Origin of the sequence: Kocuria rhizophila (assembly GCF_003667225.1) — a bacterium.
GTDB lineage: Bacteria > Actinomycetota > Actinomycetes > Actinomycetales > Micrococcaceae > Kocuria > Kocuria rhizophila.
In genome coordinates, this window is sequence record NZ_RCOM01000019.1 from 21,265 (window position 1) to 31,921 (window position 10,657).

Here is a 10,657-nt window from a genome sequence, read left to right on the forward strand (position 1 = left end):
CGTGCTCCCCCTGGGCCACCGCTGGAACAGAGCGCGTGGACTCGTAGCCCGGGACCGCTCACGGGGTGACCGGGTCACCCCCGGACACGTCCGCCAGCACCTCCCGGACGTGATCCAGCGCTCCCGACAATTCCTGTAATTCCATGTTTCCTGGCGCCGTGATGCGCAGGCGGCTGATGCCGTCCGGCACCGAGGGCGGACGGAAACAGCCCACCGCGACACCCCGGGCCCCCAGCTGCTCCGCGGCCCGAACCGCAGACTCCGGAGTGACCATGGGCACGGACTGCACCGCCGCCCTGGCGTGCGGGATGTTCAGCGCGGACGCCACGAATCGCGCCCGCTCGTGCAACCGGGCCGCCAGCTCGGGGGCTTCCCCGATGATCCGCGCGGCCTCAGTCGCGGCCGCCGCGGACGTCGGTGCCAGGGCCGTGTCGAAGATGAACGGGCGAGCCGTGTTGACCAGGTGCTCCCGCAGGGCGGGTGAGCCGAGCACCGCCCCGCCCTGCGCGCCCAGCGCCTTGGACAGCGTGAGCGTCAGCGCCACGTGCGGGGATCCCGCAAGCCCGAGCTCGTGCACGAGCCCCCGCCCTCCGCCGGCCACGCCGATGCCGTGCGCCTCGTCCACGAGCAGGAGCGCATTCTGCCGCTTGCACGTCTCCGCGAGCTCCCTGAGCGGTGCATGATCACCCCACACCGAGTAGACCGATTCCACGACCACGATCGCGCGTGTCTCAGAGCGCTCGGCCAGCAGTTCCGCCACGTGCGCGACGTCCGAGTGCCGCGCGATCCGCACCGGCGAGCGGGACAGCCGGGCCCCGTCAACCAGCGATGCGTGCGCGTGGGTGTCCGAGACGATGAGCGTGTCCGCGTCTCCCAGCGCAGTGAGCACGCCGGTGTTGGCGGCGTACCCGCTCGAGAACGCCAGCGCCGCGGGCTGGCCGGTGAGCGCGCACAGCTCCCGTTCCAGCCACTCGTGGATCCCCAGCGTGCCCGTGACCAGGCGCGAGGCGCGTGATCCGGTGCCGAACTCCTCCAGCGCCGCACGGGCCGCGGCCACGACGCGCGGGTCCCGGGAGAGCCCCAGGTAGTCGTTCGACGCCAGATCCACGCAACCGCCGGGGAGGCACCGCAGCCGACGCCGCAGTCCCGCCTTCTCCCGCTGCTCGCGTCGGTCGCAGAGCCAGTCGTCGAGCGGTCCTGCGGCATCCACTGTGCGTGCGGAAGCAGCAGCAGTCATGACCCGGCCTGCAGTTCCACGTGCTGGGCGGCTCGGAGCAGGGCGTAGGAGATCGTGCGGACCTCCTCGTCCGTGCACACATACGGCGGCATGGTGTAGAGCAGCGTGCCGAAGGGGCGGAACCACACCCCCTGCTCCAGCGCCGTGCGGGTGAGGGCCGCCGGATCGGGTGCTTCGTGGAACTCCACGCCCCCCCCCCCGCCGATCACCCGCACGTCCTTGACCACCGACAGCTCAGCCGCCACAGGAAGGATCTCGCTGAAGGCCGCGGACAGGCGTGCCACGTCCTCCGACCATGTCTCGCGGAGCATACGAACTGACTGCAAGGCCACGGCGCACGCGAGCGGGTTGCCCATGAACGTGGGCCCGTGCATGAGCGCGCGCTGCTCGGACGCGGTGATCACCTCCCCCACGACTGCGGAGACGAGCACCGCCGCCAGGGTCATGTACCCGCCCGTCAGGGCCTTGCCCACACACATCACGTCCGGGACCACATCCGCCCACTCGCTCGCGAACCACTTGCCGGTGCGCCCGAAGCCGGTGGCAATCTCGTCCACGATGAACACCAGGTCCAGCTCGTCCGCCAGGTCCCGCAGCGCCCGCAGGCACGTGGGGTGGTAGGTGCGCATTCCGCCCGCGCCCTGCAGCACGGGCTCCACGATGATCCCCGCGAGCTCACCCCGGTGCTTCCGCGCGGTGGCCCGAACGTCCTCGATCCACTGCGTCACGCTGCCCTCGTCCGCGTGCCACACGGTGCCGTCGGGCGTGGTGGCCGCCGGCGGGGGCGCCACGAACAGCTGTTCCGCCACCAGCCCCGAGAACTCGGCATGCATCCCGCCCTCGGGGTCGCACACGCTCATGGCCCCGGTGGTGTCCCCGTGGTAGCCGCCGCGGACCGTGAGGATGCGGCGGCGCTCCGGGCGCCCGCGGGCCGCCTGGTACTGCACGGCCAGCTTGAGGGCCACCTCCACGCTCACCGATCCGGAGTCCGCGAAGAACACGTGCTGCAGCTCGGGCGGGGTCACCTCCACCAGCAGCTCGGCGAGCTCCACGGCGGGCCGGTGCGTGAGGCCGCCGAACATCACGTGGGAGAACTCGGTGACCTGGTCCACGACCGCGCGGTCCAGCTCCGGATTCCGGTATCCGTGCACCGCGCACCACCACGAGGCCATGCCGTCGATCGCCTCGATGCGCTCACCCTCGGGGCTCACGAGCGTGAGGGTCACGCCCTCCGCCGCCTCCACGGTGTACGGGGCGGGGCCGTCCAGCGCGGCGTACGGGTGCCACAGCAGCCCGCGGTCCCGCGCGGCAAGACTTTCCCCGGGAGGCATATCTCCCACGGGGCCGGGCTCAGGCATTCGGCGCCACCGACGTGCCCGCACCACGACGCCGCACGGTCGGGCTCAGCTCCACCCGCACCCTGGTGTCGTCCTCGTCCCGCTCCGGGCCGTCCCCCGAGCCCAGCAGCGCCGCGAGGGCCGGAGACATCCCGGTGCCGGTCGGCGCGGACGACGCCGCGGTGTCGCGGGCCCGCGCCCGGTCGCCAGTGTTTCGGGAACCGGCCTCGCGGGAGCTGTCGACCGCCTCGACCGGCCCGCCCCGGGACACGTCAGCGGGGACACTCGCACCCTCGGGCTCAGAACCGTCACCGGACGCGGCCCCGGAACCAGCGGCCGATCCGCACACGGACCCGCACGGCGTCGTCGTCCGCTCCCCCGAGCCCTGCTCCGCACCGCCCCCCTGGGCCGCCGCCGGGCCGAGGTGACGGTCCCGGGACGGATCCGGACCGGCCCCGAGGACGGTGAACCCGGCGTCGGCGATCATGGCCAGGTCCGCCTCGGCCGCCTGGCCCTCGGACGTGAGGTAGTCGCCCAGGAACAGCGAGTTGACCACGTGCAGGGCAAGGGGCTGCAGCGAGCGCAGGTGCATCTCACGCCCGCCGGCCATCCGGATCTCCTTGTCCGGGCACACGAAGCGCACCACGGCGAGGATCTTGAGGCACTTCTGCGGGCTGAGCTGCCACGTGCCGGCCAGGGGCGTGCCCTCGAACGGCATGAGGAAGTTGACGGGCACGGAGTCCGAGCCCAGGTCCCGCAGCGCGAACACCGCCTCGACGAGCTGCTCGTCCGTCTCGCGCATACCCACGATCAGCCCCGAGCACGGGGACAGGCCCGCGTCCTTGGCGCGCTCCACGGTGTCCACGCGGTCCTGGTAGGTGTGGGTGGAGCAGATGGACTCGTAGTGGGACTCGGCGGTGTTGAGGTTGTGGTTGTAGGCGTCCACGCCCGCGCCGCTGAGGGACTCCGCCTGACCGTCCTTGAGCAGACCGAGGCACGCGCAGACCTCCACGTCCGGGTGCTGCTCCTTGAGCGCCTCCACGGTGCGGGTCACGGTGCCCACCTCGCGGTTGGAGGGCCCGCGACCGCTGGCCACGAGGCACACACGGCTGGCCCCGCCCTTGATGCCGTACTCGGCCTGCTCCACGGCCTGCTCGGGACTCAGCCACGAGTACTTGAGGATGTCCGTCCCGGCATTCAAGCGCTGGGAGCAGTAGCCGCAGTCCTCCGCGCACAGCCCGGACTTCAGGTTGACCAGGTAGTTCACCTTCACGGTCATCCCGAAGTGCTCGCGGCGCAGGCGTGCGGCGGCCGCCACGAGATCCAGCATGCCGGGATCGTCGGTGTGCAGGAGTTCGAGGGCTTCGTCCGGGGTCACGGGGGTGCCGGCGAGAACGCGCTCGGCCAGCTCTGCGGGGTTCTTGAACATTGTTCAATTATTGAACGACGTTCAGGAAAGTCAATTCGTGACGGGAGCACGCGCGCCCATCGGGACGTACCCGTCGTCGTAGCCCCTCACGGGCGGTCGCGCCTCGCAGAACGCACCATCGCGAGCAGACCGGGCGTCCGAGCCTCCCCTGGGCCGGCAGGGCCCCGAACGACGGCGCCCTCACAGCACACAGCCCACCCACCCCTACTCGGTAGAGTTTCCACGGAGCTCGCACCCGGGCACGAGAGCAGGGAGGCACGCCGTGGCACTGGACCGCAGCCAGGTGGTGGATGCCGCGTGGCACATCCTGCAGACCTACGGTCTCGGTGACCTCTCCATGCGCCGCCTGGCCAGAGAGCTGGGCGTCCAACCCGGGGCGCTCTACTGGCACGTGGCCAACAAGCAGGAGCTGCTCGCGGTTCTCGCGCAGCGCATGGTCGCCCCGCTCGAGACCCCCTCGGTCCGCCCTGCGCACACTGCGGACCACGACGCCGCTGCGCTCCTCCTCATCGCCCGGTTCCGTTCCGCGGTGCTCGCCGTGCGGGACGGCGCGGACGTGGTGAGCGTGGCGCACGCGCTGGACCCACTGGGGATGCAGCCCGTTCCCCTGCTCATCACGGCGCTGACGGACCGGGGCATGACCCCGGAGGACGCCGAGACGGTGGCCCTCACGCTCACCCGCTTCACCCTGGGATCCGTGACCGCCCAGCAGACCCGCGAGTCGATGGACCTGCCCACCGCCACCATGGACGCCGAGTTCGAGGCGGGCGTCCGCGCGATCCTGGCGTAGCGGCGTCGTCGTGGGCCGTGCGAGGCGTGGCCCGGCAAGCAGGACGCTGTGAGGTGGAGTAAATGCAGCATTGCGCCCGCGAATCTGCATTTGCTCCGTTATTGCAGGCGTTGAGAGGCGGACGTCCGCATGGTCCTGGTGCAGCGGCGTCGTCCCCGCTGTCGTGCGCGAGCAGGACGGGGAAGAATGCCCGCATGACGACGCCCTCTTTCACTCTGCGAGTGCCTTCGCCCGAGGACGCCCCGAGGTTTGCTGAGGTCCACGTGCAGTCCTGGCGGGAGACCTACACAGGACTCGTGTCGGAGCACTTCTTCGGGGACGCCGCCCGGCAGGCCCGACTCAGGCTGTGGACCGGGCTGCTCGCGGACCCGACCGTACGCGAACGAATCCGGGTGGCCGAGGTGGACGGGACGATCGTGGGGTTCGCGGAGCATGGCCGCCCCGTGGAACCGGACCCCGCCCGCGAGCGGGAGCTGCGCGCGCTCTACGTCCTCCGCGAGCACCACGGCAGCGGGGCGGGGCAGGCACTGCTCGACGCCGTTCTTGGCGAGGAGCCCGCGCAGTTGTGGGTGGCCGAGGCCAACCCCCGCGCAATCCGCTTCTACGAGCGCAACGGCTTCCGCGCGGACGGGGCCACCCTCACGGATCCTGCTGTGGAGGACCTCCGCGAGATCCGCATGGTGCGCTGAGGCCCGCCCCGGGCGAGGCGGGGCCCGACGAGCAGGACGCTGTGAGGTGGAGCAAATGCAGCATCGCGCCCGCGAATCTGCATTTGCTCCGTTATTGCAGGCGTTGAGGGGCGGGGGCGCGCAGTGGTGGGCCAGCGGCGTCGCCGAGACCTCCACCTCCGCCCGACAGCACCAGGACGGCGGGCACCCGCTCGGAGATGACATGAGTCGACACCGCGTGGCGATGTGCCGGGCGGCGCCGTTGCCCCGTGCCACACTGTGCGTGACTGACGTCACATCCTCTGACCCAGGAGACACCATGAGCACAGCGGGCAGCGCCGCCCCGGCGGTCGACATGGACCCCAACGACAACCCGGAGACCCGCCGCAGCCTCAAGAAGGTGGTGGCGGCGTCCATGGCCGGCACCGTGGTGGAGTGGTACGAGTTCTTCCTGTTCGCCACGGCCTCCACGCTGGTGTTCGGCCCGCTGTTCTTCGTGGACACCGGCAACCCCCTGGACGGGATCATCAAGGCGTTCCTGATCTACGCGGTGGGCTTCATCGCCCGCCCCCTGGGTGGCATCGTGTTCGGGCACTTCGGGGACAAGTTCGGACGCAAGCACCTGCTGCAGGTGGCCATCCTGCTGGTGGGGACCACCACGTTCCTCATGGGCTGCCTGCCCACGTTCCACCAGGTGGGCTACTGGGCTCCCGCGCTGCTCGTGGTGCTGCGCTTCGCGCAGGGCTTCGCGGTGGGCGGCGAGTGGGGTGGCGCGATCCTGCTGGTCGCGGAGCACTCCCCCAACAGGGAGCGCGGATTCTGGGCCAGCTGGCCGCAGGCGGCCGTTCCCCTGGGCAACCTGTTCGCCACCGTGGTGCTGCTGATCCTCTCCCGCACCCTCACCGACGAGCAGTTCCTCTCATGGGGCTGGCGCGTGGGCTTCTGGCTGTCCGTGGTGATCGTGGCGATCGGCTACTACATCCGCACCCACGTCACGGACGCCGCGATCTTCACCGAGACCCAGGAAGAGCTGATCGAGGAGAAGGGCGCCTCCTACGGGGTGGCCGAGGTCTTCCGCCGCTACCCCCGCGGTGTCTTCGGCGCCATGGGCATCCGCTTCGCGGAGAACATCCTGTACTACATCGTGGTGACCTTCTCGATCACGTACCTCTCCACGCAGCTGAAGATGGACACCTCCAACATCCTGTTCCTGCTGCTGATCGCGCACATCGTGCACGTGATCATGGTGCCGGTCGTCGGTCGGCTCTCGGACCGGGTGGGCCGCCGCCCGGTGTACGCCGCGGGTGCGGTGCTCGCCATCGGCTGGGCGTTCGTGGCGTTCCCCATGTTCGACACCCGCAACCAGTGGATGATCCTGGCCGCGATCGTCCTGGGCCTGGTCATCCACTCCTTCATGTACGCGGGACAGCCCGCCATCATGGCCGAGATGTTCCCCACCCGCATGCGCTACTCGGGCGTCTCCCTGGGCTACCAGGTCACCTCGATCATCGCGGGCTCGCTCGCGCCGATCATCGCGACCACGCTGCTGCGCGAGTTCAACTCGTGGGTCCCCATCGCCATCTACATCGCCATCGCGTGCCTCATCACCCTGGTCTCCGTGCTCACCCTGCGCGAGACCAGGGGCGTGTCCCTGCACGAGATCGACGCCGAGGACCGACGCCGACTGGACGCCGAGCGCGGCGCCAGTTCCTGACCAGCACCACGAAAGGACACACCACATGAGCACCATCACCTGGATCGGCCTGGGCCACATGGGCGCACCGATGTCCGCCAACCTCGTGGCCGCGGGCCACGACGTCCGCGGTTTCGACCTCAGCGAGGCCGCGATGGCCGCCGCACGCGAGGGCGGTGTGCAGACGTTCCCCAGCATGACGGAGGCACTCGAGGGCGCGGAGGTGGTCATCACCATGCTCCCCAAGGGGGAGCACTCCCGCGCCGTGTACCTCGGGGAGGACGGCGTGCTCGCGCTCGCCCCGAAGGACGCGCTGCTCGTGGACAGCTCGACCATCGACGTGGCCACCGCCGAGGAGCTGCACCGAGCTGCAGCGGACGCCGGTTTCGCGTTCGTGGACGCGCCCGTGTCCGGCGGGATCAGCGGCGCCGCCGCCGGCACCCTGACGTTCATGATCGGCGGGGAGGAGCAGCACGCCCGCCGCGCGGAGGAGATCGTGCAGCCCATGGCGGGCCGCGTGGTCCACACGGGAGCCGCCGGCACCGGGCAGGCCGCGAAGATCGTGAACAACATGATGCTGTTCATCTGCCTGGAGGCGTGCTCGGAGGGCTCCGTGCTGGCGGACCGGCTGGGCCTGGATCCCAAGGTCTTCTGGGAGATCGCCTCGGTCTCCTCCGGCAACTCGTGGGCGCTGCAGACCTGGTACCCCGTGCCGGGAATGACGGACTCCGCGGCGGCGAACCACAACTTCGACGCCACGTTCTCGGCCACTCTCGCTGCCAAGGACATCGGGCTGGCTCTGGCCGCCGGTAAGCAGACGGACGTGAACCTGCCCGCCGCACGCCTGGTGGCCGAGCGCTTCCAGGAGCTCATCGACGAGGGCCTCGCGGGCAAGGACTGCAGCCTCATCGCCAAGTACGCAGCCCCGGACGGCAAGATCCCCGGCTGGGACCCCGAGAAGGGCTGAGCCCCACGACAGGAGTGCAGAACGGCCCCGCGCGATCCTTGGATCACGCGGGGCCGTTGCCTTCTCTTCATCAGGCGCCCGCGCCCACCACGAGCATGGTGGCCCCGAAGACCAGACCGGAGACGATGAGTACCACGGTGGTGTAGCTCAGGATGTCGCGGATCTTCAGCCCGGCGATCGCGAGCAGGGGCAGGGCCCAGAACGGCTGGATCATGTTGGTCCACTGGTCGCCGTACGCCACGGACATGATGAGCACGGACGGGTCCACGCCCAGGCGGGCGGCGGCGTCGAGCAGGATGGGTGCCTGGATGGCCACCTGACCGCCGCCGGACGGGACGAAGAAGTTGACCAGGCCCGCGGAGAGGAAGGCGAGCAGGCCCAGGGTCTGCGGGGTGGCGACCGCCACGATGGAGTCGGAGAGCACCTGGATCAGCCCCGTGGCGGTCATGATGCCCATGATCCCGGCGTACAGCGGGAACTGCAGCAGGATGTCGCCCACGTTCGCGGCGGCGTTCTTCACCAGGGCCATGACCTCGAACGCGTTGCGGGACAGCAGGAAGATCAGGGCCAGGAACATCCAGTTCACGATGTCCAGGGTGACGCTGCCGCCGCCCGTGAAGTGGATGATCAGATAGGCCACGAGGGCGAGACCCACCAGCAGGGTGGGGATCCGGGAGGCGTCCAGGCGGTCGGCGGGGGCCTCGATGGCGGGCTCGGGGATCTGCTGCTCGGACTGCGCGAGCGCCTCCGCGGTGATGCTGTGGGACTCCGGGACGGCACGCGGGGCCACGAGCCACAGGGCCAGCGCCACGAGGACCACGGTGACCACCGCGGCGGTCATGTTCCACCAGGAGAACGTGGTCTCGGAGACGGGGATGACGTGACCCACCTGCTTCTCGATGAAGGAGCCGGGGGTGGCCGCGGTGAGCGGACCCGAGCCCGAGTACCCCATGTGCCACACGACCATGCCGGAGAAGCCGGCGGCCACGAGCATCGGGAAGCTCACGGGGGTGCCGCGCCGGGAGAACTCGGCGGCCACCTCGCGCGCAAGCAGCCCGCCCACCACCAGGCCGAAGCCCCACGTGATGAGGCACGCCACCGCGGCCACCACGAACACGAACACGTAAGCGGCCAGCGCGGTCTGCGGCATGGCCGCGAGCCGCCCGAGCAGCGCCCGCACGGGCCGGGTGCTCGCCAGGGCGTGGCCCAGCAGAAGCACCAGGGCCATCTGGGTCATGAACGCGAGCAGTCCGGAGAGCCCGGCACCCCACCCCTCGATCACGGTCACGGGGCTCGCGTCCGTGAGGAGCAGCGCCATGACGCCGACCACCGCGGTCAGCAAAATCGCGAAGATCAGCGCGGAGGGAATGAACCGCTCCACCACGTAGTTGACGGGGCGCATGGCGCGGGCCAGGACCGGTTCAGAGGAGGCCGCTCGGGCCGGGGAGTGCTGCGGAGAGCTCATGGGGGTTCCTCAGGGGTGGCTCGGATCAGGTACCGCCCCGATCCTAGAGACAGTGACATGCGTTACATGCTGTGCGCGCAGTGTGACGGCCCCGCGCATCTCCCCGCCTCGTGCGCATCCGCAGTCCCGCCCGTCCCCCGCCTCGTGCCACGTGCCCACGACGACGCGGCGCAGGCCCACGAGGCCCCGCTCCCGGCCTGTCCGCTCACGCCCGGTCGCGCGCCGTGACCTCCGGGTGCCGGGCGCCGGGCTCTCGCCGCGCCGTGGCCCGGTGGTGGCCGAGGAACAGCAGCACGATGAGGGCCACGTCCACCACGTCCCCGCCGTAGTACATGAGCTGCGCTCCGACCTCCGCGTCCGCGGGCGCCACCCCCGCGGGCGGATGGGCGAACAGCCACTTGGCCAGGATGGAGTGGGCTGCGATGAACAGCACCAGGACGGCCGCACGCACGCGGAAGGACGAGCGGTGCGGATCCGGGTCCGGCCCAGCGATCGAGGCGGTGAACACGTACCCGGCCAGGAAGATGTGCGTGTGCACCACCGCGTGGCCGAGCGCCGAGGCGTGCATCCAGTGGAACAGCCCGGTGGTGTAGAGCAGCCACAGCCCGCCCACGTTGAGCACGGCGGCCACCGCGGGGTGCATCACGAACCTGATCCACGGGAACCGCAGCACCCGCGTGACCCTCCGGGCCCCGGCCGTGGGCAGCCCGCGCAGCAGCACCCGCACCGGGGCGCCCAGCACCAGGAGCAGCGGCCCGATCATCCCCACCAGCAGGTGCCCCACCATGTGCATCGTGAAGCTTGCGTGACCGGCCTGGGCCACGGGCCCCACCAGCCCGGCACCCACGCACGCCAGTCCCGCGAGGAAGCTGACCGGGCGCCAGGTGGCCACGCCGCGTCGCCCGCGCCCGGCCCACAGGCACCAGCAGTACGCCACTGCGGCGAGCAGCACGAGCGCGAGGACCAACCACTCGAAGAGCGGCCACGGGGCGGCCACCGCGGCGTCCGCGTGCCCAGCGGCACCGCCACCGTGCTGCCCGTGGTCCCCGTGCCCCTGCTCCCCCGGAGACC

At 70.8% G+C, this 10,657-nt stretch carries 9 protein-coding genes; 4 read left to right on the plus strand and 5 right to left on the minus strand.

Going from position 1 to position 10,657, the window contains the following annotated elements:
* Positions 1-58: 58 nt before the first annotated feature.
* Genes D9R02_RS04695 through bioB form a run of 3 tightly spaced genes read right to left on the minus strand, consistent with a single transcriptional unit; the run spans position 59 to position 4,003 of the window.
* Complete coding sequence (locus tag D9R02_RS04695) at positions 59-1,237, minus strand: 8-amino-7-oxononanoate synthase (RefSeq protein WP_183085948.1); 1,179 nt, start codon at positions 1,235-1,237, stop codon at positions 59-61.
* The gene (gene bioA, locus D9R02_RS04700) at positions 1,234-2,595 is read right to left on the minus strand and encodes an adenosylmethionine--8-amino-7-oxononanoate transaminase (protein WP_121566446.1); all 1,362 of its coding nucleotides are present in this window, start codon (positions 2,593-2,595) and stop codon (positions 1,234-1,236) included. The genes D9R02_RS04695 and bioA overlap by 4 nt, the downstream gene beginning before the upstream one ends.
* Positions 2,588-4,003, minus strand: a complete 1,416-nt coding sequence (bioB, locus tag D9R02_RS04705) for a biotin synthase BioB (RefSeq protein WP_121566447.1) — start codon at positions 4,001-4,003, stop codon at positions 2,588-2,590. The genes bioA and bioB overlap by 8 nt, the downstream gene beginning before the upstream one ends.
* Before the next feature lie 262 nt (positions 4,004-4,265).
* On the opposite strand from bioB, the gene D9R02_RS04710 reads away from it, so the two are divergent.
* The 4 genes from D9R02_RS04710 to mmsB all read left to right on the plus strand — a co-directional run bounded on the left by D9R02_RS04710 (position 4,266) and on the right by mmsB (position 8,121).
* Entirely contained in the window at positions 4,266-4,793 is a 528-nt protein-coding gene (locus tag D9R02_RS04710) for a TetR family transcriptional regulator (RefSeq protein WP_121566448.1), read from the plus strand.
* Positions 4,794-4,987: 194 nt separating this feature from the next.
* On the plus strand, positions 4,988-5,482 hold the full coding sequence (locus tag D9R02_RS04715; RefSeq protein WP_070637022.1) for a GNAT family N-acetyltransferase: 495 nt from the start codon (positions 4,988-4,990) through the stop codon (positions 5,480-5,482).
* 298 nt (positions 5,483-5,780) lie between these two features.
* The gene (locus D9R02_RS04720) at positions 5,781-7,175 is read left to right on the plus strand and encodes an MFS transporter (protein WP_310263820.1); all 1,395 of its coding nucleotides are present in this window, start codon (positions 5,781-5,783) and stop codon (positions 7,173-7,175) included.
* A gap of 25 nt (positions 7,176-7,200) precedes the next feature.
* A complete protein-coding gene (gene mmsB / locus D9R02_RS04725; RefSeq protein ID WP_070637023.1) occupies positions 7,201-8,121 on the plus strand; it encodes a 3-hydroxyisobutyrate dehydrogenase in 921 nt (306 codons plus the stop codon).
* Positions 8,122-8,191: 70 nt separating this feature from the next.
* Here mmsB and D9R02_RS04730 read toward each other — a convergent pair whose 3' ends face one another.
* Complete coding sequence (locus D9R02_RS04730; protein WP_070637024.1) at positions 8,192-9,586, minus strand: short-chain fatty acid transporter; 1,395 nt, start codon at positions 9,584-9,586, stop codon at positions 8,192-8,194.
* A 205-nt stretch (positions 9,587-9,791) separates the two neighbouring features.
* The coding region (locus tag D9R02_RS04735) for a cytochrome c oxidase assembly protein (protein WP_259463906.1) at positions 9,792-10,657 on the minus strand (866 nt) is incomplete at its 5' end.